Genomic DNA, 22,610 nt, shown 5'->3' with positions numbered 1-22,610 from the left:
CCGCATGATCAGGAGGAGGGGGTCGCGCTCGGACGGTTCGTCCCGAGCGCCTCGGCCGAGCAGTCGGTGAGGGTCGCGTCGTACGTGTCGATCTGCTGCTGCACCGCCATCTGCTCCTCCGAGCTCGCCGACTCGTCCGGCGGGGACGGCCGCTCGCCGAGTCCGTACCGGGCGAGGCAGAGCGTGATCCGCTGCGTCAGCTCGTCGCCGCCGGCCCCGAGTCCGCCGGTCGGTGCGATCGTGACCGCCGGCGCGGAGGTGCCGGGGCTCATCACCGCGTCGTCGGGCACCTCGGCGGGAGGCGCGGTGCAGGCCGTGAGCGCGAGGAGCACCGCGACGAGGGGCGGCAGCGCGCGACTCGCGCGGCGCCTGGCCGAGCGACGGGCCTCGGTGCGCTCGCGCGCGCTTCGATCGGGCATGGGGGACCTCGCTCGATTCGGCGCCGACAGGATGGCTGCGAGCGTAGCGCAGCGCTCCCTCCGGCGAGGTGCCGCGGCGCGATCCGGTCACCCTCCTAGGAGGGTGCCGCCAGCGCCCACATCGCCACGGCGCTGGCCGCCGCGACGTTGAGCGAGTCGATGCCGTGCCGCATCGGGATCTGCACGGCGACGTCGGCCGCGGCGAGCGCCTCGGCGGTGAGTCCGGCTCCCTCCGTGCCGAGGACCACGGCGACCCGCTCGGGAGCCGTCGCCGCGAAGTCGCGCAGCGGCACCGCCTCCGGGGTGAGCGCCATGGCAGCGATGGTGAAGCCGGCGGAGTGCAGGAGCGCCGCCGTCTCGTCCCAGCCGCCGACCCGCGTCCACGGGACCTGCAGCACCGTGCCCATGCTGACGCGGATGGCGCGACGGTAGAACGGGTCGGAGCAGCGCGGCGTGACGAGGACGGCGTCGGCGCCGATCGCGCCGACCGAGCGGAAGATCGCGCCGACATTGGTCGGATCGACGACGTCCTCGAGCACCACCACTCGGCGCGCCCCCGCCACCAGCGCCGCAGGATCGGGGAGCGGCGGCCGCTCCATCGCCGCGACCAGCCCGCGGTGCAGGGTGTAGCCGGTCAGCTCCGCGAGCAGCTGGGCGGGGCCGGTGAACACGGGGGCGTCGAACCCCTCGACGAGGCGAGCGGCCTCGTCCGCCGATCCGCCGAGCGCGAGGACCGAGCGGGGCCGGTGGCCGGCCGCGAGGGCGCGCTCGAGCACGAGCGCCGACTCCGCGATGTAGATCCCGTGCGGACCGCGCGCGTTCTTCAGCGCGACGTCGGTCGCGTGAGCGTAGTCGCGCAGTCGCGGGTCGTCGAGCGAGCAGACCTCCGTCGGCGGCATCGCGGGATCAGGCGAACGGGTCGGGGGTGAGCGTGTACTTCGTGCTGAGGTACTCGTGGATGCCCTCGAGTCCGCCCTCGCGGCCGAGACCCGACTGCTTCACGCCGCCGAAGGGCGCGGCGGCGTTCGAGACGACGCCGATGTTCAGGCCCATCATGCCGGTGGCGAGGCGCTCGATCATCCGCTGGCCGCGCGCCAGGTCCCTGGTGAAGACGTACGAGACGAGGCCGAACTCGGTGTCGTTGGCGAGGGCGACCGCGTGGTCCTCGTCGCGGAACGGCACGATCGCCACGACCGGGCCGAAGATCTCGGTGCGCAGGATCTCGCTGCCGCCGTCGACGTCCGACAGCACCGTGGGCTCGTAGAAGTGACCGCTGCGCTCGATGCCGTGCCCGCCGATCCTGACCCGGGCGCCCCGGCCGACCGCGTCCTCCACGAGGGACTCCGCCTTCGCGACCGCGCGGTCGTCGATGAGCGGGCCGATGGTGACTCCGTCCTCGGTGCCGCGGCCCACGCGCAGAGCGGCGACCCGCTCCGTCAGGCGCGCGGCGAACTCCTCGGCGATCGACTCGTGCACGAAGAAGCGGTTCGCCGCTGTGCAGGCCTGGCCGATGTTGCGGAACTTGGCGAGCATCGCCCCGTCGACGGCCTTGCCGAGGTCGGCGTCCTCGAAGACGACGAACGGCGCGTTGCCGCCGAGCTCCATCGAGGTCCGCAGGACGTTCGCGGAGGCCTGCTTCAGCAGCGTCTGCCCGACCGGGGTCGACCCCGTGAACGAGACCTTCCGCAGCCGCGGATCGCTCATGATCGGCTCCGACAGCGCGGCTGCCGACGAGGTGGTCACGACGTTGACGACTCCGTCGGGAACGCCGGCCTCGGCGAGCAGCGCCGCCAGGGCGAGGGTGGTGAGCGGGGTGAGCTCGGCCGGCTTGACGACGACCGTGCAGCCGGCGGCGAGCGCCGGGGCGATCTTGCGGGTGGCCATGGCGAGCGGGAAGTTCCACGGCGTGATGAGGTAGCAGGGTCCGACGGGGTGCTGCGAGACGATCATCCGCCCGGTGCCCTCTGGGCTGACGCCGTAGCGTCCCGAGATCCGCACGGCCTCCTCGCTGAACCAGCGGAGGAACTCGCCTCCGTAGGCCACCTCGCCGAGCGCCTCCGCGAACGGCTTGCCCATCTCGAGGGTCATCAGCAGCGCGAACTCGTCCTTGCGCTCCTGCAGCAGGTCGAAGGCGCGGCGGAGGATCTCACCGCGCCTGCGGGGCGCCGTCGCCGCCCACGACTCCCCCGCGGCCACCGCGGCGTCGAGAGCGCGCAGGCCGTCCTCGGGAGTCGCGTCGGCGATGGTGCGGATCGTCGCCCCGGTCGCCGGGTCCTCGACGTCGATCGTCCGGCCGCCGCTCGCATCGACCCAGGCTCCGCCGATGAACAGCTGCGCGGGGACGCGGGCGAGGAGGGCGGCCTCTGAGGCCTCGACGGAAGCGGACACGGCACGGCTCTTTCTCTGAACAGGGGCTCGGGAGACGGGATGCGCGGACCGCGCAGGAGGGGAGCCCAGTCTACGGCGGCGGCCGTCAGGCCGACGGCTCGACGACGACCCCCGCGTCGGCGAGCTCGCGCAGGGCGGCGGCGCTCGCCTCCGACGAGACCCCCTCGACCAGGTCGTCGAGCACGTGCACCTCGAGCCCCGCGCTCCGGGCGTCGAGCGCCGAGGCGCGCACGCAGTAGTCGGTGGCGAGACCCACGACATCGAGCCGAGTCACGCCGAGACGGCCGAGCAGGTCCGGTACGGCCTCTCCGTCGGTCGTCGTCCCCTCGAAAGCCGAGTACGACGGGCGGCCCTGACCCTTGCGGATGTGCACGTCGATCAGGTCGAGGTCGAGGCTCGGGTGGTACTCGGCGCCGGGGGTGCCCGCGACGCAGTGCACCGGCCAGGTGTCGACGAAGTCGGGAGTCTCGGCGAAGTGCCCGCCGTTGTCCGAGCCGCCGTCGTGCCAGTCGCGCGAGGCGAGCACGGTGTCGTAGCGGTCGCCGTGGGCGATGAGGTGCGCGCTCACCCCGGACGCCACGCGGGTGCCGCCGGCGACAGCGAGCGCGCCCTCCTCGGTGAAGTCGTTCTGCACGTCGACGATCAGCAGTGCCGTGGTCATCGGAGTCCTCTCGTTCGAAGTCGGGGGGGGGTCAGGAGTCGGAGAGCGAGCCGCCGCAGCGGTAGAACCCGGTGACCAGCGTGTCGATCGCGGTCTTCGCCGAGTCGGAGACCTCGCCGAGCGCGTAGACGGCGAAGGTCAGCACGGTGCCGTCCTGCGCGGTGACGACGCCGGCGAGGGTGTAGCCGGTGTCGATCCAGCCGGTCTTGGCCAGCACCGCACCGTCGGCGACGGCGTTGTCGCCTGCGAAGCGGTCGGCGTACGCGAGCGAGCCGGTGCGCCCCGAGACCGGGAGTCCGTCGAGGACGATGCCGAGCTCGCCCTCCCTGGCCTGGACCTTGCGCAGCAGCGAGGTGAAGTAGGCGGGGGCGACCGCGTTGTCGTCGCTCAGGCCCGAGCCGTCGGCGATCGTGATACCGGCCGTGTCCACTCCGTAGCCGGCCAGACCCTGCAGGACGCCGGCCTGCTCGGCGCCGAAGTCGTTGCCGGCCCCGGTGCGGATCGCGACGAGTCGCGCGAGCATCTCGGCGATCGCGTTGTCCGACACGAGCAGCATCTGCTGCACGAGGTCGCGCACCGGTGCCGACTCGACCGTGCCGAGCACCGCCGCACCCGCCGGGGCCGTCCCGGTCGAGATCGCGGGATCGCCCGAGAGCTCGGCGGCGAACGCCGTGCCGGCGCGCCCGACGGGATCGGTGCCGCGCGTCGAGGTCGAGGCCGTCGGATCCGCGCGGTCGCCGTCGACCTGCAGCGCCGTGATCTCGGGCATGTAGCCGACGGTCTGCTCCTTGCGGTTCCAGCTCGGCTGCCAGGTGTCGCCCGAGTAGAGGGAGGCGTCGAGGACGACCGACGTGATCGACGTGCCGGCCGTCGACGGGTCGGCGTCCCACGCGCGCTCGACCTGCGCGGCGAGATCGTCGAGGTGCGCGGCTCCGGTGTAGAACGACTCCTGCCCGCTCGGCAGGCGGCTGAGCGTCAGGTCTCCCCCGCCGACGAGCACGATGCTCCCCGGTTCGGCGCCGCGGACGACGGTCGTGGCGATCCGGGTGTCGGGGCCGAGCACCGCGAGCGCCGAGGCCGCGGTCAGGATCTTGAGCGCCGAGGCCGTCCGCGAGGCCGTCCCACCCCCGCGATCGAAGAGCACCTCGCCCGTCGCCGCATCGACCACGCGGGCCTGCATCGACCCCAGGCGCGGATCGGCGGCCGACTCCACGACGGAGCAGGTGCGCAGCGCCTCGGCCGTCGCGGCTCCGGTCGGTCGCGCCGTCGGGGTCGGAGTGGGAGTGGGCGTGCTCGAGATCGTCGGGGCCGAGGCGGTCGGCGCGATCGTCGACGAGGCGTTCCGCCCGAGCGCCGTCCCCGCGCCGAAAGCACCCGCAGCCAGGAGGGCGAGAGCCAGCACCGCCGCGGCCACGAGGAGCCACGGCCTGCGTCGGGGAGGCATGTCGGTCATCCGTCCCAGGGTAGCCGCGCCTCCCGGGCGAGCCCTGGGCCTCACCGCGGCGCGGGGAGGACGGGCCCGCGATCAGGGCTGTGGAGGATCGACCGCGGAGGAGGCCCCGCTGCAAGGAGGGGAACTGCTGCGAGGAGGGGAGACGGAGCCGCCTGTCGGAATCGAACCGACGACCTTCTCATTACGAGTGAGACGCTCTACCGACTGAGCTAAGGCGGCGTGCACGCGGGGGCAGGCCCCGGACACGATTACACAGCATAGCCTGCTCGCGGACGGACGTGCGCACCGGTGGCGGCGCCGTGACGAAGGCCTCAGGACAGAGCGGCGCGCAGCTCGTCGAAGGAGCGGGCCGCGAGCCCCGGGAGGGCGTCGCGACCGTCGTGGTCGACCCAGCCCGCCCAGGCGTGCCGCATGGCGGCCAGACCCAGGAGGGTCAGCATCCGCGCGCGGTTCACGACACGCTCCGGGTCCGACTCGTCCCGCCGGATCCGCTCGGCGACCAGCCCTTCGACCGCGACCTCGAACTCGCGCATCCCGGCGATCTTGAGGCCGACGAGGTGCGGGTGGTCGCGGAAGAGCGCGCGGCGGAGCAGGTGCAGCTCGCGGTCCTCCTCCAGCGGCTCCTCCATCGCGGCGACGAACACCGGCTGGAGGTCGTCGAGGATCGGCCCGGTGCCCTCGAGGAACGTCGCCGCCGTCTCGTCGGTGATCGCCGGGAGCCCGCCCACCAGGGCGTCCTCCTTCGAGGTGAAGTAGTTGAAGAAGGTGCGGGTCGAGACGTCGGCGAGCCGGGAGACGTCCTCGATGGTGACCCGGTCGGGGCCGCGCTCGCTCGCAAGCCGGAGCACCGCGATCTCGATGCTGCGACGCGTGGCGATCCGCTTGCGCTCCCGGAGCCCCGGCTGCTCGCGCGCCGCGCTCTCTATCGGGGTCCGCGCGGCTCGACGGCCCTGCTCGCTCAGCATCGGGGATCCTCCTCGGGAACGACGCCCTCGAGCAGATACGCGTCGACCGCGTCGTTCACGCACGAGTTCGACTTGTTGTAGGCGGTGTGGCCCTCGCCCGTGTAGGTGACGAGGTGGCCGTCGGCGAGCTGGCCGGCGAGGGCCTGCGCCCAGACGTAGGGGGTCGCGGGGTCGTTGGTCGTGCCGACGACCAGGATCGGCGCGGCACCGTCGGCCGCGATGGGCTCGCGCGAGCCCTCGAAGGCCACCGGCCACTCGCTGCAGAGGATGTCGCCGTAGGCCATGTAGCGTCCGATCGTGGGCGCCGCCTCCTCGAGGGCGGCCGCGTCGGCGCGCATCGCCGCGGTGTCTCCGTCGTACGCGTAGTCGACGCAGTTGATCGCGAGGAACGCCTCGGTCGCGTTGTCGGTGTAGCGCCCGTCGGCGCCTCGGCCGTTGTACGCATCGGCGTACTGGAAGGCGATCTCGGCCCCGCCCTGCTCGACGTCGGTCAGCATCTCGCTGAGCGCACTCCAGCCCGCGGCGTCGTAGAGCGGGTAGACGATCGCGGTCAGCAGCGTGCTCGATCCGAGCTGCCGCCCATCGGCCGCGCGGATCGGCGAGGCGTCGACGGTGTCGAGCAGCTCGCGCACCTCGGCCAGGCCGTCGTCGACCGATCCGGTGAAGGGGCAGTCGTCCGAGCCGAGGCAGTCGGTGACGTAGGCGCGCAGGGCGCTCTCGAACCCCTTCGCCTGCTCGCGGACCACGTCGAGCGAGGAGGCGGCCGGGTCGATCGCGCCGTCGAGCACGAGGCGGCCGACGCGGTCGGGGAAGAGCCCCGCGTAGGTCGCGCCGAGGAAGGTGCCGTAGGAGTAGCCGAGGTAGTTCAGCGTCTCGTCGCCGAGCGCGGCGCGGAGCACGTCGAGATCGCGCGCCGCGTTCGGCGTGCCCACCTCGCCGAGCAGAGCGCCGGTGCGCTCCTGGCAGGCGGCGGCGAACTCCGCGGAGCCGGCACGCTGGGCGGCGATCCACTCGTCTCCGCCGCGCTCGCCCGGCACGATGTCGTAGAGGTAGGAGTCGAGCCCGGCGTCGTCGAGGCACGACACGGCGCTCGAGGCGCCGACTCCGCGCGGGTCGAAGCCGACGATGTCGTAGTCGGCCGCGAGCTCCTCGTCGACCGCGTAGTCGGCGCTGTCGCGGATGAAGTCGACCCCCGAGCCGCCCGGTCCGCCCGGGTTGACGAGGAGGGAGCCGAGGGCGGTGCCGCTGGTCGCCGGCCGGCGCACCAGGGCGATCGTCGCGGTCTCGCCGGCGGGGTCGCTCCAGTCGAGCGGTACGGTCGCGTCGGTGCACTGGGCGCCCTCGCCGCAGTCGTCCCACACGAGGACCTGGCCGTAGTAGGGCTCGAGATCGGCGGCGACGGCCTGCGGGGCGGGTGTCGACGTGCGCTCGGCCGAGGGTCCTCCGGGCGCGAAGCAGGCGGTGAGCAGAGCCGAGACCGCGACGACCACGGCGACCGCCGCACCCCGCCGGGCGCGCCTCACGCGGCCACCGGGCGGCGGGCGGCCACGACGAGCATCGCCTCGAGGGCGAGCACCGGCGAGACGTTGGCGTCGATGCGCTCGCGCGCCTCCTGGACGGCGTCGAGCACCGCGAGCGTGCGCTCGGGAGAGGTCGACTCGGCGATCGCGGTCATCTCGGCGCGGACCTCCTCGTTGATGACCCCGCCCGGCGCACCGAGCTGGAGGCGGACGATGTCGCGGTAGAGCGACAGCAGATCGACGAGGATGCGGTCGAGACCGTCGCGGAGGCTGCGCGTCGCGCGCCGCTTCTGGTCCTCCTCGAGCGCCCGGAGCTGCGACCGCAGCTGGGCGGGGACCGTGCCGCCCGCCTCGACGCCGAGGGAGCGCAGCGCCTGCTGCCGCTCGACCTCGTCACGCTCGAGCGTGATCGCCTTCGCGTCGTCGGTGGCGACCTCGATGAGCCGGGCGGCGCCGAGGACGGCGTCCGACACTCCGCGCAGACCGAGGGCGATCCGGAGGGTCTCGTCGCGTCGCTCCTGTGCATTGGCGTTCGTGGCGAGGCGGTGCGCCATGCCGATGTGGCTCTGCGCCTGGCGGGCGGCGCGCTCGGCGGTCGCGGCATCGACTCCGTCGCGGCGCTCGAGCAGCCCGGCGACGTCGTCGACGCTCGGGACCCGGAGGCGCACGGAGCGCACCCGCGAGCGGATCGTCGGCAGCAGATCGGCCTCGCTCGGGGCGCAGAGGATCCAGACGGTGCGCTCCGGCGGCTCCTCGAGCGCCTTCAGGAGGACGTTGGAGGTGCGCTCGGCCATGCGGTCGGCGTCCTCGATGACCATCACGCGGTAGCGCGACACCGAGGGCGAGTACTGCGAGCTCGCGACCAGGCGCCGCACCTCGTCGATCGAGATGATCACGCGCTCGGTGCTGAGGACGGAGAGGTCGGGGTGCGACCGCGCCGCCACCTGCCGGCAGTCGGGGCACTCGCCGCAGCCGCCGCGACGGCACAGCAGAGCGGAGGCGAAGGCGTAGGCGAGGTTGGAGCGCCCTGATCCGGGCGGGCCGGTGATCAGCCACGAGTGCGTCATCGCGGACGACTCGCGACCGCGCTCGTCGCGGGGGGTCGAGGCGTCCTGCAGGGCGCCGATGGCGTGCTCCTGCCCGACGAGCTGGCTCCAGACGGTCACGGGATCAGGCTAGCCGCGAGCACTGACAGCGGGCCGATCGTCGAGCAGCCCGGCGACGCGCTCGCGGACCGACTCGGCGATCTGCTCGATCGCCAGACTCGCGTCGACGACCAGGAACCGCGCGGGATCGGCTTCGGCGATCGCGAGGAAGGCGCGGCGCACCCGCTCGTGGAACTCCTCCTTCTCGGCCTCGAGCCGATCGAAGCGGGTGCGGGCGGCGTCGAGCCTCGTCCGGGCCGCCGCGGGGTCGAGGTCGAGGAGCACCGTCAGATCGGGACGCAGATCGTGGGTCGCCCACTCCGACAGCGTGCGGACCTCGCCCGCGTCGAGCACGCGTCCGGCGCCCTGGTAGGCGACGGAGGAGTCGATGTAGCGGTCCTGGATCACCACGTCGCCGCGCTCGAGTGCCGGGCGGACCAGGGTTCCGATGTGCTGCGCGCGGTCGGCGGCGTAGAGCAGGGCCTCGGCGCGCGGATCGATCTCGCCGCGGTGGTGCAGGACGATCTCGCGGATCTGCACACCCACCTCGGTGCCGCCGGGCTCCCGGGTGCGCACGACGGTGCGACCCCGCGAGCCCAGCCACTCCTCGAGCAGCCGGGCCTGCGTGGTCTTGCCCGCTCCGTCCCCGCCCTCGAGGGTGACGAACAGCCCGGTCACGACTCCGTCGCGCCCGTCGTCTCCGCCGGCTTCTTCGCTGCCGGCTTCCTGGCTGTCGTGCGCGCGGCGGGGGCCTTGGCGGCGGTGGTCTTCGCCGCGGTGGTCTTGGCCGCCGTGGTCTTCGCCGCGGTGGTCTTCGCCGCCGTCGTCTTGGCCGCCGTCGTCTTGGCCGCAGTCGTCTTCGCGGCAGGAGCCTTCGCCGCGGTGGTCTTCGCGGCGGGCTTCTTCGCGGGAGCCCGCTTGACCGGGGCCTTCTTCGCCGGTCCCTTCGCGCGCTTGTCGGCGAGCATCTGGACCGCCTGCTCGAAGTCGATCTCCTCGATCGTCTGCGTCTTGGGGATCGTGACGTTCGTCTCGCCGTCGGTCACGTAGGCGCCGAACCGGCCGTCGCGGATACGGATCGGCTTGCCGCTGACCGGATCCGCGTCGAACTCCTTGAGCGCGCTCGACGCCTTGCGGGCGCCGTACTTGGGCTCCGCGAACACCTCGAGGGCGGTCGCGAGGTCGACCTCGAAGATCTGGTCCTCGCTGGTGAGCGACCGGCTGTCGGTCCCCTTCTTGAGGTAGGGACCGTAGCGCCCGTTCTGCGCCGTGATCGGCTCGCCCGACTCCGGGTCCTCACCGACCGTGCGGGGCAGGTCGAGCAGGCGGAGAGCCGTCGCGAGGTCGATCGACGCGACGTCCATCGACTTGAACAGGGAGGAGGTGCGCGGCTTGACGACCGCCGGCTTCTTCGCGCCGCGCTTCGCGGGGGCGGGCTCGACGACCTCGCCCGTCGCGGGATCGGCGGCCGTGTCGGGCTCGGGGTCGGTCTCGGTCACGTACGGACCGAAGCGGCCGTCCTTCACCACGACGGTCTTGCCGGTGTCGGGGTTGCTGCCGAGGACGCGGTCGGTCTGGACCGGCGCGTCGATCAGCTCCTGCGCCTTGGCGGGAGTGAGCTCGTCGGGGGCGAGCTCGAGCGGGAGGTTCACGCGGCGGGGCGTCTCCTGCCCCTCCTCCTCGGCGACCTCGAGGTAGGGGCCGTACTTGCCGATCCGCAGGGTGATGTCGTCGGTGATCCTGATGGAGTTGATGCTCTTCGCATCGATCTCGCCCAGGTTGTCGACGACGTGGCGGAGGCCGGGGTGCGTGCCGCCGCCGAAGTAGAAGCGGTTGAGCCAGCCGACCCGGTCCTCCTCGCCGCCGGCGATCTTGTCGAGGTCGCCCTCCATCTCGGCGGTGAAGTCGTACTCGACGAGGTCCGAGAAGAAGTCCTCGAGCAGGCGGACCACCGAGAAGGCGATCCAGTTCGGGACGAGCGCGGTCCCGCGCGGGGTGACGTAGCCGCGGTCGACGATGGTCGAGATGATCGACGCGTAGGTCGAGGGGCGCCCGATCCCCAGCTCTTCGAGCGACTTGACGAGGCTCGCCTCGGTGTAGCGCGGGGGCGGCGAGGTCTCGTGGCCCTTCGCCTCGACGTCGGTGACGACCAGGCTCTGGCCGACCTCGAGCATGGGGAGCTTCGCGTCCTTGTCGTCGCGGGCGCCGTGGCGCTCCTCGTCGCGACCCTCCTCGTAGGCGAGGAGGAAACCGCGGAAGGTGATGACCGTTCCGGAGGCGGTGAACTCGGCGACGGTGGCGGTGTCCCCGGCCGGGTGCGCCTCGAGGGTCACCGTCGCGGTGGAGCCCTTGGCATCGGCCATCTGCGAGGCGACGGTGCGCTTCCAGATGAGCTCGTAGAGGCGCAGGTCGTTGCCGCGCAGCGTTCCCGACAGCTGGTCGGGCGTGCGGAACGTCTCGCCGGCGGGGCGGATAGCCTCGTGCGCCTCCTGGGCGCTCTTGTTCTTGCCCGAGTACATCCGCGGCTTGTCGGGCACCGTCTCGGCGCCGTAGAGCGCGGTCGCCTGCGAGCGGGCGGCGTTGAGCGCCTGCTGCGAGAGGTTCGGCGAGTCCGTCCTCATGTAGGTGATGAAGCCGTTCTCGTAGAGCGACTGCGCGACGCTCATCGTCTGCCGGGCCGAGAAGCGGAGCTTGCGCGCCGCCTCCTGCTGGAGCGTCGACGTGGTGAACGGGGCCGCGGGACGACGGGAGTAGGGCTTGGACTCGAGGTTCGAGACGCGCACCGTGGTGGCGGAGTCGCGCAGTGCGTCGGCGAGGGAGGCGGCGGACGCCTCGTCGAGGACGGTCACGTCGCCCTTGAGCTGTCCGCGGTCGTCGAAGTCGCGGCCGCTTCCGACGCGCTTGCCGTCCAGGCGCGCCAGGCGGGCGTCGAACGCCGCCGAGGCGTCGGACTCGGGGGCGAGCACGGTGGCCAGATCCCAGTAGCTCGCCGACACGAAGGCGAGGCGCTCGCGCTCGCGGTCGACGACGAGCCGGGTCGCAGCGGACTGCACGCGGCCGGCCGAGAGGCCCGGGCCCACCTTGCGCCACAGCACCGGCGAGATCTCGTACCCGTAGAGGCGGTCGAGGATCCGGCGGGTCTCCTGGGCGTCGACGAGGGAGGTGTCGATGTCGCGGGTGTTCTCGCGCGCCTTCTGGATGGCGTCCTTGGTGATCTCGTGGAAGACCATGCGGTGCACGGGGACCTTGGGCTTGAGCTCGTCGAGGAGGTGCCACGCGATGGCCTCGCCCTCGCGGTCCTCATCTGTGGCGAGGTAGAGCTCGTCGGCGTTCTTGAGCGCGCGCTTGAGGTCGGCGACCGTCTTCTTCTTCTGGTCCGAGACGACGTAGTAGGGCTCGAAGCCGTTGTCGACGTCGACCGAGAACTTGCCCAGCGGGCCCTTCTTGAGCTCCGGCGGCAGGTTCTTGGGCTCGATGAGGTCGCGGATGTGGCCGACTGAGGCGAGCACCTCGTACCCGTCGCCCAGGTACTGGGCGATGGTCTTGGCCTTCGCCGGAGACTCGACGATCACCAGCTTCTTCGTGCCGGACACAGTTCTCCTCGATTGATGCTGTCGGTCGGACTGACAGGTGAGTCCGACGGGTCCCCTGCTTCGGGGAGGCGGTGCGCGGCGACCGCTGAGACGACCGTGCAGCCGGTCGCCGTCCGCTGGGACGGTGCCGACTCCGGGTTCACTGTCGGCTTCGGGCGCCCGACAGCCACACCATACACACTGACTCCGGGCGTCACTCCCCGCCGGCGTCTGCCCGGAGGCTGGGAGCGGGCATCGAGCAGCGTGAACGTCGACCGTGCCGGATGCACGCCGCTGGTGACGGCGAGCACCGATCGGCGCATGATGAGGGGCATGACAATGACGCACACGACCTCGTCCCCTTCCACCGCCGCCTACACCGCGAAGCTCGTCGACGGACCGCTCGAGGGCAAGACCCTCCGGCGCAGCTACGACGGCGCGTCGACCCCCGCCGCGAGACTCGCGATCCCGGGGCCCCGAGCCGGATCCCACTACGTGTACCTCTACTCCGGTGCGCTGGAGCACGACGAGGGGTCGGGCTCCCTCCCGACCGCCGCCGCCTACCGGTACCAGCGGCTCAGCTCCGACTGATCCCCGCGGGTCACGGCGGTGGTCCCGCACGCGACCGCGCCGGGAGCGTCAGTGGCCCTACGGTGATCGCGACCTCGACGGTCGCCACGCCTGCGTCGAGCGCGCACCCCGTGACCTCGGCACCACCCGCTGCCGCGACCAGTGCGGCCGCGGCGCACGGCTCCCCCGCGACCAGGCCGGAGGCGGTGTCGGCCGCCGCGAGCGCCGCCCCGTCGGCCGCGGCCACGGCGCGCTGGTGCGCGACCACCGCACCGCAGCCGCCCAGGACGGCCGCCGTGACGAGCACCGTCGCCGCCACCACCGAGATCGCGACGACCGCAGCGGACCCCTCCTCTCCCGGCCCGGCGACGACGGCCGTCACTGTCCGCCCCCGAGGGCGCACGAGCGGACCGCGACCGGCACGGTGACCGCGGGCAGCGGCCGGAGACTCGCCGCCACGCTCACGCAGACGAGCCCGCCCTCCTCCGCGACCGCGACGGACGCTCCGGCGTCGATGCGCCCCACGGGGACGGCGGCGTCGTCGCCCCGCGCGGCCGATCGCGCGCCGTCCGCCGCGGCGTCGACCAGCCGGACGTACTGGGCCGACGCCGCCACCGACCCCAGGCACAGCGCGAGCACGACCACCACGGCGGGGAGGACGACCGCGAACTCCGCGGTCGCCGATCCCTCCGCCGCGGCCAGGCGACGCAGGACACCGCGCGCGGCTCTCATCCGCCCGAGGTGAGCGCCCGCGTCACCAGGTCGGTGAGGATCCCGCGCACCTCGTCGCCCTTGAGGATCACCACGAGGAGACCGGCGAATCCCACCGCGGCCATGGTCGCGATCGCGTACTCGGCGGTGGCCGACCCCTCCTCGTCGGCGAGGTGGGCGAGGAGCCCACCGCTTCCTCGTCCGCCCGACGGCGTACACGGGCCCTGCCACCGTCGTGCGACCGCACTGCCCGCCCGATCGCCGCCTCCCTCTCTACCCGCCCCGTTCCTTCCGACCTGCTCCACCCGAGTTCCGTCCATCAGAGTCCGCTCCATCTCCGCCCCGTTCGCCCCGTCCCTCGAGGATCGCCGAGTCCGCGCACCCCCGGGTCGGAGGACAGCGGAACGGTGCAGAACCTCGACGCGAGGTTCCTGTGGAGGGCGGCGACGCCACCCTCACGCCTCGACCGCGAACGTCGACAGCAGCACCGAGATCACGAGCGGCGCCACCCCGAGCAGGAGGAACGCCGGCAGCACGCACACCCCGAGCGGGAGCATCAGGGTCACGCCGAGTCTCGCCGCGCGCTCCCTCGCCCGCCCCGCCGCGCGCACCCGCGTCAGTGCCGCCTCGCTCCGCAGCAGACGACCGGCGGGCACTCCCGCGGCCGACGAAAGGGCCAGCACCGGATCGGCGCCCTCGAGCGCCCGCGGACCGGCACCGAGCCCGCACTCGGCGAGCGCCGACACGACGTGCTCGCGGGCGCGGTCGACCGCTCCGCCGCCCGCCAGAGCGACCGCGAGCAGATCGAGTGCCAGCCCGGGCGCCGGGTCGCCGGGATCCGCACCCCGGACGAGGCGCCTGGTCCACAGCTGAGCGGCGAGCATCAGCACGCCGCCGCCACCGAGGCAGACGAGACCCGGGGCCGTGCCGACCAGCACTCCTGCGACGTCGAAGCCGAGCAGGCTGCCGAAGCCGAGGGCCACCAGAGGCAGGGCGCTCACGACGCGTCCGGTCGCGGCGGGCCCGGCGAGCGCGACGTCGATGTCGCGCCGCGCCCTGGCGAGCTCGCGCAGCGACTCCGCCAGCTCGCCGAGGGCCGCGGCGATCGGCGCTCCCGAATCGGTCGCCACGCGCCAGGCCGCGGCGAGCGCCGCCCACCCCGCCTCCTCTTCCCCGTCCCGCCTCCGACGTCGCTGGCGGCGCCCTCGCGAGGCCGGCGGGCCGCGGAGGATCGCCGCGGTCACGTCCTCCCCGCGCGCCGCATCGAGCGCGACGGCACGCAGGAGTCGGCGTCGCCCCGCGGCTCCGGGCGCGGTCGACATCGCCGACGACGCCAGATGCTCGAACGCCGACCCGGGCGCCACTCCCGACGAGAGCAGGACGGCGAGGCGGTGGACGACGGCGGCGACCTCGTCGAGCCCGTCCTGCCGCCTCACGCCGCCGACCTCGAGCGGCGCGGCAGAGCGCCCTCCTCGATCCGCAGCCGGCCGCCCGGGTCGAGAGCGAACCGGCCCCACGACGCCAGGCGCCGCCTCCCGTCGCTCCGCTCGAGGTGCAGCACAAGATCGATCGCACTCACCGTCTGGCGGGCGATCGCCTCCTGCCCCATCCCCGCGAGGGCGCCGAGCGCCTCGAGCCGGGCGGGCACGTCGGCGAGGGAGTTCGCGTGGAGCGTGCCCGCCCCGCCGTCGTGCCCGGTGTTCAGCGCCGAGAGCAGCTCCCGCAGCTCGACCCCGCGGCACTCGCCGAGGACGAGACGATCGGGACGCATCCGCAGCGCCTCGCGGACGAGGCGGTCGAGACCGATCGCGCCGGCTCCCTCCAGGTTCGGCTGCCTCGACTCGAGGGCGACGAAGTGCGGGTGCGCGGGACGCAGCTCGCCGACGTCCTCGATCGCGATGATGCGCTCGTGCGGCGGCGCGAAGCCGAGAAGCGCGCCGAGGAGGGTGGTCTTGCCCGACCCGCCCGCCCCCGAGATCAACAGGTTCCAGCGCGCGTCGACCGCGCCGCGGAGGAGCTGCCTGCCCGGCTCGTCGAGCATCCCCGAGGCGTGCAGCTCGTCGAGGGTCCAGGCGTCGGCGCGGGGCACCCGGACCGAGATGAGGGTCCCGCCGGTGGCGACCGGCGGGAGCACGACGTGCACGCGGACGCCGTGCCGGAGGCGGACATCGACGCAGGGACTCGCCTCGTCGACGTGCCGCCCGCCCGCCGCGACCAGCGAGACAGCCAGGCGCCGCGCCCCTGCGGCGTCGAGAGTCCAGGCCGGATCGCGGACCGCACCCCTCCCCCGATCGATCCAGAGCCCGGAGCCGCCGTTGACGAACAGATCGGTGACGGCCGGATCGGCCGCGTACGGTGCGAGGAGGCCGAGCGCCGCGGCTCCCGGCCGGACCGGCCGCTGGAACGCATCGCTCCCACCGCCCGGAGACGGGTCGTCCCGGCGGTAGGCGGCGGGCACACGGGGCACGAAGTCAGCGGTCATGCCGGAACGCTAGGGGCGCACGGGAAGCCGCGGCACGCTCCCCCGTCGATCGGTGGACGGACGCGACGAGGACGCCCTGTGGAGGCGTCCGGTTCGTGCCGCGAGCGCCGGTGCTCGAGCGACAGTCCGTCGGAGGAAGAAGGGGGCGGCACCCATTGGGGGGAACAGGTGCCGCCTCGGCGGCGCGGGATTGGGGGGAATCACTTGCGCCGCTGAGACCGAACTTTCATTCGGCCGTATGAAAGAGTACGTGACCCCGCCCGTTTCGCCAAGCCCGATCGGCGTTCCCGGCGAACTCTTGTCCGAAACCGGCCCCACTGCCAGGTTCGGGGGCCGCGCTCGCGGCGTCGGACCCTGGCGCTACGGTGGTCGAGGTCGACCGCGCGGTCGGCGAACGGTGCACTCGCGAAGGAGCGAATCGCAGATGTCCTCTCCACTCGACGACACTCGGGGCCCCGACGACGCGGAGGGCCTCGACGACGTCGGAGCCGCCGCATCGCAGGCCATCGACAACCTCCTGCACGAGGCGCGCCGCTTCCCGCCGCCCGCCGGGTTCGCCGCCGACGCCGTCGCCACCGAGGCGCTGTACGAGCGGGCCGCAGCCGATCGGCTCGGCTTCTGGGCCGAGCAGAGCCGCGAGCTGCTGCACTGGCACCGCCCCTTCACCCGCACCCTCGACTGGAGCGACCCTCCGTTCGCGAAGTGGTTCGACGACGGCGAGCTGAACGTCGCCTACAACTGCCTCGACCGCCACGTCCTCGCCGGCCACGGCGACCGCGTCGCGATCCACTGGGAGGGCGAGCCCGGCGACAGCCGCTCGCTCACCTACTCCGAGCTCACCGCCGAGGTGCAGCGCGCCGCCAATCTCCTCACCAGCCTCGGCGTCCGCGCCGGCGACCGGGTCGCGATCTACCTCCCGATGATCCCGGAGGCGGTCATCGCGATGCTCGCCGTCGCCCGACTGGGTGCGATCCACTCCGTCGTCTTCGGCGGCTTCAGCGCCGAGAGCCTGCGCGCCCGCATCGACGACGCGGAGGCGAAGCTCGTCATCACCGCCGACGGCGGCTGGCGCAAGGGCTCGGTCTTCCCGCTCAAGCCCGCCGTCGACGCCGCCCTCGCCCTGGAGGGCGGCGGATCGAGTGTCGAGCACGTCCTCGTCGTCCGCCGCGGCGGCAACTCCGTCGCGTGGAGCGAGGGCCGCGACCTCTGGTGGCACGAGGAGATGCCGACCGTCGACGCCGACCACGTGGCACGCGCGTTCCCGGCCGAGCAGCCGCTCTTCATCCTCTACACGAGCGGGACCACGGGGAAGCCGAAGGGGATCCTGCACACGAGCGGCGGCTACCTCACCCAGGTCGCGTACACGCACCGCGCGGTCTTCGACCTGCGGCCCGAGAGCGACGTCTACTGGTCCACCGCCGACGTCGGCTGGATCACCGGGCACAGCTACGTCGTCTACGGCCCGCTCAGCAACGGCGCCACCCAGGTCATGTACGAGGGCACCCCCGACACTCCGCACACCGGGCGCTGGTGGGAGATCATCGAGAAGCACGGCGTCAGCATCCTCTACGCCGCCCCCACCGCGATCCGCTCCTTCATGAAGCTCGGCCGGCAGATCCCGCAGCGCTTCGACCTCTCGAGCCTCCGGCTGCTCGGCTCGGTCGGCGAGCCCATCAACCCGGAGGCGTGGGTCTGGTACCGCGACGTCATCGGCGGCGGCCGCACCCCCATCGTCGACACCTGGTGGCAGACCGAGACCGGCGCGATCATGGTCTCGCCGCTCCCCGGGGTCACCACGCTCAAGCCGGGCTCCGCCCAGGTGCCCGTCCCCGGGATCTCGATCGACGTCGTCGACGAGAAGGGGCGGCCGGTCGGCGCCGACTCGGGCGGACTCCTCGTCGTCACGGAGCCGTGGCCGTCGATGCTCCGCGGCATCTGGGGCGACCCGGAGCGCTACGTCGAGACCTACTGGTCGAAGTTCCCCGGCCGGTACTTCGCCGGAGACGGCGCCCGCCGCGATCGCGACGGCGACCTGTGGCTGCTCGGCCGCGTCGACGACGTGATGAACATCTCGGGGCACCGCCTCTCGACCGCCGAGATCGAGTCGGCGCTCGTCTCGCACCCCGTCGTCGCCGAGGCGGCGGTCGTGGGCGCGGCGGACGAGACGACCGGCCAGGCCGTGGTGGCCTTCGTGATCGCGAAAGCCAGTCAGGCCGAGGCCCTCGCCGCCGGCCACGACGAGCTCGAGGCGACGCTGAAGGCGCACGTCGCCGAGCACATCGGCGCGATCGCGAGGCCCAAGCGGATCTTCATCGTGCAGGAGCTGCCGAAGACGCGCTCGGGCAAGATCATGCGCCGGCTGCTGCGCGACGTCGCGGAGGGTCGGGCCGTCGGCGACACCACGACGCTCGCCGACACGCAGGTCATGTCGGTGATCGCCTCGGCCGTCACGGCCGACTGACGGCCCGCGTCACGGATCCGTTCGACGCTCCCCGCCCCCTCCGGCGAACCGGAGGGGGCGGGAGCTGCCGAACGGGGCGGACGGTCGTCAGGCGAAGGCGACGATCAGCTCGACCTCGACGGGAGCGCCGAGCGGCAGCTCAGCGACGCCGACGGCCGAGCGCGCGTGCTTGCCCGCCTCGCCGAAGATCTCGCCGAGCACCTCCGAGGCCCCGTTGATCACGCCGGGCTGCCCGGTGAAGCCCGACGCGGAGGCGACGAAGCCGGTCATCTTGACGATCTGCGTCACGCGATCGAGCGAGCCGAGCACCTCGGCCACCGCGGCGAGCGCGTTCAGCGCGCAGACGCGAGCGAGATCCTTCGCGACCTCGGGCGAGACGCCGTCGCCGACCTTGCCCGTCGCCGGCAGCGCGCCGTCGACGAAGGGGACCTGGCCCGCGGTGAAGACGAGCGAGCCGGTGACGACCGCGGGCACGTAGGCGCCGGCGGGAGTCGCGACGGCGGGGAGCTCGATGCCGAGCTCGGCGAGACGCTCCGCGATCACGCGCCGGCCTCGGCGATCGGGCGCTTGAGGTAGGCGACGAGCCCGCCCTCGGGGCCGGTGACGACCTGCACGAGCTCCCAGCCCTCCGATCCCCAGGTGTTCAGGATCGCCGTGGTGTTGTGGATCATCAGCGGCGTGGTGACGTACTCCCAGCGGGGGACGGACATGGCTCTCCTCGAGTGAACGGTGCGCAGACCGTGAAAGGTGCGCGGATCGTGAAAGGTGCGCGGATCGGGCCCGCACGGCGGACAGGCCGCGGCGAGGCGTCCGAGTGCGGCGACTACGCTGATTCTATGTCGGGGGCGCGCGGTACCAGGGTCGTCAAGTCGGTCGGAGGCGCTGTCGGCGGACTCATCGGGATCGTCGCCATGAGCGTCATCGCGGGGGTGCTCGTCGCCGCGTCGATCACGCCGGCGATCGCCCTCGGCGGCATGGCCGCGAACAACACCGTCGAGATGTTCGACAACCTCCCCGAGTACCTCGAGATCGGCACGCTGGCCGAGAAGAGCAACGTCTACGCGAAGGACGCGAACGGCGGCGATGTGCTGCTCGCCTCGTTCTACGCGCAGAACCGCGTCGAGGTGGGCTGGGACGACATCTCGCCGTTCGTGAAGGACGCGGTGGTCGCCTCCGAGGACCCGCGCTTCTACGAGCACGGCGGCATCGACCTGCTGGGCACGGTGCGCGCCGCCGCGACGACCGCCATGGGCGGGAACGTGCAGGGCGGCTCCTCCATCACCCAGCAGTACGTCAAGAACGTGCTCGTGCAGAAGGCCGAGGCGCTGTCCGACCCGATCGAGCGCGACGCCGCGTACCGCGAGGCCACCGAGACGACGCCGGAGCGCAAGGTCGCCGAGATGCGGCTCGCCATCGGGCTCGAGAAGGAGTACCCGAAGAACGACATCCTGCTGGGCTACCTCAACATCGCGCTCTTCGGAGGCACGGTGTACGGCATCGAGGCGGCCTCGAAGTACTACTTCGGGATCAGCGCCCGCGACCTGTCGCTCGCCCAGTCGGCCGCCCTGGTCGCCATCGTCAACAACCCCGAGAAGTTCCGCTTCGACCGCCCGGCCGACGAGGCGAACCCCGCCGCGGCGGGCTACCCCGTGACGCTCGACCGGCGCAACTACATCCTCGGCCGCATGGGGCTCGAGTCGAAGGTCACCCCCGAGCAGATCGCCGAGGCCGCCGCCACTCCCGTCTCCCCCCTCATCACCGAGCCGAGCACCGGATGCCAGACCGCCGGCATCTCGGCCTTCTTCTGCGACTACGTGACCTGGGTGATCAAGAACGACGACGCGTTCGGTGCGAGCCAGGACGAGCGCGACGCCACCTTCAAGCGCGGCGGGTACCAGATCTACACCACCCTCGACAGCGAGCTGCAGGCGGCCGCCGTCGCGGCGACCGACGCCTGGGTCCCGAAGTCGATGGCGACCGTCAACATCGGCAGCGCGAGCGTGTCGGTCGAGGTCGGCACCGGCCGGATCCTCGCGATGACGCAGAACAAGGACTACTCGAACGACCCCGACGTCTCGGGCGCCAACTACACCAGCGTCAACTACAGCACCGACTTCGGCTACGGCGGCTCCTCCGGCTTCCAGGTGGGCTCGACCTACAAGGTGTTCACCCTCGCCGAGTGGCTGCAGGAGGGCCGCTCGCTCGGCGAGAGCGTCGACGGGACCCGCCGCGCCTACACGACCTTCCGAGACAGCTGCGAGCCCGACGGCGTCTACTACGGCGAATCGTGGAACCCGGGCAACGACGAGGGCGGCAACGGAGGCGTCACCACGGCGCTCCAGGCGACGACCGGCTCGATCAACACCTCCTTCGCGGCGATGGCGCAGCAGCTCGACCTCTGCGGGATCCGCAACACCGCACTGGCGATGGGCGTGCACCGCGCCGACGGGACGGAGCTGCAGAAGCTCGCCCCGACGATCCTCGGCACCAACGAGATCGCCCCGCTCACCATGGCCACCGCCTTCGCCGGCTTCGCGAACAAGGGCACCGTGTGCACCCCGATCGCGATCGACCGGATCGTCGACCGGGCCGGCGCGGATGTCGCACCGCCGGCCTCCGAGTGCACGCAGGGCATGTCGGAGCAGGTCGCCGCGACCGCCGGCTTCGCCCTGCAGCAGGTGATGACGGGCGGTACCGGCACGCCCTCGAACCCGAAGACCGGCATCCCCCACATCGGCAAGACCGGAACGACCGACGACGCGCTGCACACCTGGATGGTCGGTGCGAGCACCGAGGTGGCGACCGCGACCTGGGTCGGCAACGTCTCGGGACTGACCTCGATGCGCGGCTTCCGGCTCAACGGCGTGAACGCCGGCCAGGTGCGCCACCAGATCTGGCCGCGGATCATGCGGGTCGCCGACGCGCGGTACGGAGGCTCCGCCTTCCCCGCCCCCGAGCGCTCGCTGGTCGAGGCACCCCAGGAGGCGGTGCCCGAGGTGACCGGCCAGAGCCCGGCCGCGGCGACCGCGCGCCTGAAGGGTCTCGGTTTCACTGTCACGGTCGACCCGAACCGGGTCCCCTCCGACCGCCCCGCCGGCACCGTCGCGCAGACCAACCCGCCCGCCGGGTCCAGGGTGTCGCGGGGATCCGCGATCACGCTGCAGATCAGCGCCGGGCCCGCCACACCACCGCCAGGAGGCTGAGGCCGACTCGCCCGGCGCCGGCCGTTCGGCGCCGTCCGGCAGAATGGACCCCCGCCCCGTCGAGAGAAGGACCCATGAGCCGACGTCCCCTGACCACCGCACTCGCGACCGTCGCCGCTGTCGGCAGCGCCGCAGCCGTCTGGGGCATCGGCATCGAACGGACGATGTTCACCCTCCGCCGGGTCTCGGCGCCCGTCCTGCCCGCCGGCGCACCGCCGCTGCGCATCCTGCACCTCTCCGACCTGCACATGGCTCCGTGGCAGTCGAAGAAGCAGGAGTGGATCCGCTCGCTCGCCTCGCTCGCCCCCGACCTGATCGTCGACACCGGTGACAACCTCGGCCACCGCGACGGCGTCCTCGGCGTCCGCCGCGCCCTCGAGCCCTTCGCCGGCATCCCCGGCGTCTTCGTGCACGGCTCGAACGACTACTTCGGCCCGCGGGTGAAGAACCCCCTGCGCTACTTCCGCGGTCCGTCGAAGAACCCGAAGCCGAACCAGGCCGACCTCGACACCGACGCCCTGACCGGATTCTTCACCGACTCGCTCGGCTGGACCGACCTGAACAACCGGGCCGAGAACCTGACGATCCGAGGCACCCGCGTCGAGTTCTTCGGCGTCGACGACCCCCACATCGGGCTCGACCGGATCGACGTCGTGGCCGGCGCCGTGGACGAGCTGCGCGCCTCCGAGGACGGGGCTGCCGAGATCAGCATCGGCGTCGCCCACGCTCCCTACCAGCGCATCCTCGACGACTTCGTGACCCGGGGAGCGGATCTCATCCTCGCCGGCCACACGCACGGCGGTCAGCTCTGCGTCCCCGGCTTCGGCGCCCTCGTCACGAACTGCGACATCCCCCGCGACAAGGTGGCGGGCTTCAGCACCTGGCACAACGGCCGTCGGAGCGCGCGCCTCAACGTCTCGGCCGGGCTGGGCACCTCGATCTACGCGCCGATGCGCTTCGCCTGCCGACCCGAGGCGACCCTCCTGACTCTGGAGCCGGTGAGCTGACCCGGGTCGGGGCCGTCGCCCGGTGTGCGGCGACCCCGGAGAAATCGGCTATC

21 protein-coding genes and 1 tRNA gene are annotated in these 22,610 nt (G+C 72.8%); 4 read left to right on the top strand and 18 right to left on the bottom strand.

Features of this window, described 5'->3' with window-relative positions; translation table 11 throughout:
• Window positions 1-8: 8 nt before the first annotated feature.
• The 11 genes from GRS96_RS08155 to topA all read right to left on the bottom strand — a co-directional run bounded on the left by GRS96_RS08155 (window position 9) and on the right by topA (window position 12,144).
• Window positions 9-419: a hypothetical protein gene (locus tag GRS96_RS08155; RefSeq protein WP_159857531.1), complete on the bottom strand. Its 411-nt coding sequence runs from the start codon at window positions 417-419 to the stop codon at window positions 9-11.
• Between the two features lie 95 nt (window positions 420-514).
• Window positions 515-1,318 carry a TrmH family RNA methyltransferase gene (locus GRS96_RS08150; RefSeq protein ID WP_159988214.1) on the bottom strand — a complete coding sequence of 268 codons (804 nt, stop codon included), beginning with the start codon at window positions 1,316-1,318 and terminating at the stop codon, window positions 515-517.
• Between the two features lie 7 nt (window positions 1,319-1,325).
• Window positions 1,326-2,807: an NAD-dependent succinate-semialdehyde dehydrogenase gene (locus GRS96_RS08145; protein WP_159857535.1), complete on the bottom strand. Its 1,482-nt coding sequence runs from the start codon at window positions 2,805-2,807 to the stop codon at window positions 1,326-1,328.
• Window positions 2,808-2,892: 85 nt separating this feature from the next.
• Window positions 2,893-3,468, bottom strand: a complete 576-nt coding sequence (locus tag GRS96_RS08140; protein WP_159857537.1) for an isochorismatase family protein — start codon at window positions 3,466-3,468, stop codon at window positions 2,893-2,895.
• 31 nt (window positions 3,469-3,499) lie between these two features.
• Window positions 3,500-4,921 (bottom strand): D-alanyl-D-alanine carboxypeptidase/D-alanyl-D-alanine endopeptidase, encoded by a 1,422-nt coding sequence (gene dacB / locus GRS96_RS08135; RefSeq protein ID WP_236553587.1) that lies wholly within the window; start codon window positions 4,919-4,921, stop codon window positions 3,500-3,502.
• A gap of 146 nt (window positions 4,922-5,067) precedes the next feature.
• Window positions 5,068-5,140: transfer RNA gene (locus tag GRS96_RS08130), tRNA-Thr, on the bottom strand.
• A 92-nt stretch (window positions 5,141-5,232) separates the two neighbouring features.
• Complete coding sequence (locus tag GRS96_RS08125) at window positions 5,233-5,886, bottom strand: TetR/AcrR family transcriptional regulator (RefSeq protein ID WP_159857541.1); 654 nt, start codon at window positions 5,884-5,886, stop codon at window positions 5,233-5,235.
• Entirely contained in the window at window positions 5,880-7,409 is a 1,530-nt protein-coding gene (locus GRS96_RS08120; RefSeq protein ID WP_159857546.1) for an alpha/beta hydrolase, read from the bottom strand. The genes GRS96_RS08125 and GRS96_RS08120 overlap by 7 nt, the downstream gene beginning before the upstream one ends.
• A complete protein-coding gene (locus tag GRS96_RS08115; RefSeq protein ID WP_159988213.1) occupies window positions 7,406-8,572 on the bottom strand; it encodes a DNA polymerase III subunit delta' in 1,167 nt (388 codons plus the stop codon). The genes GRS96_RS08120 and GRS96_RS08115 overlap by 4 nt, the downstream gene beginning before the upstream one ends.
• Window positions 8,573-8,581: 9 nt before the next feature.
• Window positions 8,582-9,229 carry a dTMP kinase gene (tmk, locus tag GRS96_RS08110; protein WP_159988212.1) on the bottom strand — a complete coding sequence of 216 codons (648 nt, stop codon included), beginning with the start codon at window positions 9,227-9,229 and terminating at the stop codon, window positions 8,582-8,584.
• Entirely contained in the window at window positions 9,226-12,144 is a 2,919-nt protein-coding gene (topA, locus tag GRS96_RS08105) for a type I DNA topoisomerase (RefSeq protein WP_159988211.1), read from the bottom strand. Before topA ends, tmk begins: the two co-directional genes overlap by 4 nt.
• 312 nt (window positions 12,145-12,456) lie before the next feature.
• Here topA and GRS96_RS08100 point away from each other — a divergent pair, with 312 nt between their 5' ends.
• Window positions 12,457-12,714, top strand: coding sequence for a hypothetical protein (locus GRS96_RS08100; protein ID WP_236553586.1), 258 nt, complete (start codon window positions 12,457-12,459; stop codon window positions 12,712-12,714).
• Between the two features lie 10 nt (window positions 12,715-12,724).
• Here GRS96_RS08100 and GRS96_RS08095 read toward each other — a convergent pair whose 3' ends face one another.
• From GRS96_RS08095 to GRS96_RS08075, 5 genes are all read right to left on the bottom strand, one after another.
• Window positions 12,725-13,075, bottom strand: coding sequence for an Rv3654c family TadE-like protein (locus GRS96_RS08095; protein WP_159857554.1), 351 nt, complete (start codon window positions 13,073-13,075; stop codon window positions 12,725-12,727).
• A complete protein-coding gene (locus GRS96_RS08090; RefSeq protein ID WP_159857556.1) occupies window positions 13,072-13,425 on the bottom strand; it encodes a TadE family type IV pilus minor pilin in 354 nt (117 codons plus the stop codon). The genes GRS96_RS08095 and GRS96_RS08090 overlap by 4 nt, the downstream gene beginning before the upstream one ends.
• Window positions 13,422-13,724 (bottom strand): DUF4244 domain-containing protein, encoded by a 303-nt coding sequence (locus tag GRS96_RS08085; protein ID WP_159857558.1) that lies wholly within the window; start codon window positions 13,722-13,724, stop codon window positions 13,422-13,424. Before GRS96_RS08085 ends, GRS96_RS08090 begins: the two co-directional genes overlap by 4 nt.
• 135 nt (window positions 13,725-13,859) lie before the next feature.
• The gene (locus GRS96_RS08080; RefSeq protein ID WP_159857560.1) at window positions 13,860-14,840 is read right to left on the bottom strand and encodes a type II secretion system F family protein; all 981 of its coding nucleotides are present in this window, start codon (window positions 14,838-14,840) and stop codon (window positions 13,860-13,862) included.
• Complete coding sequence (locus tag GRS96_RS08075; RefSeq protein WP_159988210.1) at window positions 14,837-15,886, bottom strand: TadA family conjugal transfer-associated ATPase; 1,050 nt, start codon at window positions 15,884-15,886, stop codon at window positions 14,837-14,839. Before GRS96_RS08075 ends, GRS96_RS08080 begins: the two co-directional genes overlap by 4 nt.
• A 424-nt stretch (window positions 15,887-16,310) precedes the next feature.
• On the opposite strand from GRS96_RS08075, the gene acs reads away from it, so the two are divergent.
• Window positions 16,311-18,347, top strand: a complete 2,037-nt coding sequence (gene acs / locus GRS96_RS08070; protein WP_159988209.1) for an acetate--CoA ligase — start codon at window positions 16,311-16,313, stop codon at window positions 18,345-18,347.
• A gap of 87 nt (window positions 18,348-18,434) precedes the next feature.
• On the opposite strand, the gene GRS96_RS08065 is transcribed toward acs, so the two are convergent.
• A complete protein-coding gene (locus tag GRS96_RS08065) occupies window positions 18,435-18,890 on the bottom strand; it encodes a RidA family protein (protein ID WP_204162057.1) in 456 nt (151 codons plus the stop codon).
• Window positions 18,887-19,057 (bottom strand): hypothetical protein, encoded by a 171-nt coding sequence (locus GRS96_RS20470; RefSeq protein WP_167305276.1) that lies wholly within the window; start codon window positions 19,055-19,057, stop codon window positions 18,887-18,889. The genes GRS96_RS08065 and GRS96_RS20470 overlap by 4 nt, the downstream gene beginning before the upstream one ends.
• 126 nt (window positions 19,058-19,183) lie before the next feature.
• Between GRS96_RS20470 and GRS96_RS08060 the strand changes: the two genes are divergently transcribed.
• Both GRS96_RS08060 and GRS96_RS08055 read left to right on the top strand, forming a co-directional pair.
• A complete protein-coding gene (locus GRS96_RS08060) occupies window positions 19,184-21,550 on the top strand; it encodes a penicillin-binding protein (RefSeq protein WP_159988208.1) in 2,367 nt (788 codons plus the stop codon).
• Window positions 21,551-21,624: 74 nt separating this feature from the next.
• Window positions 21,625-22,557 (top strand): metallophosphoesterase, encoded by a 933-nt coding sequence (locus GRS96_RS08055; protein ID WP_159857568.1) that lies wholly within the window; start codon window positions 21,625-21,627, stop codon window positions 22,555-22,557.
• Window positions 22,558-22,610: the final 53 nt, after the last annotated feature.

The organism is Rathayibacter sp. VKM Ac-2803, assembly GCF_009807175.1.
Taxonomy (GTDB): domain Bacteria; phylum Actinomycetota; class Actinomycetes; order Actinomycetales; family Microbacteriaceae; genus Rathayibacter.
Note: the sequence above shows the minus strand (reverse complement) of the source record. Positions and strands in the feature narration are given on the sequence as shown.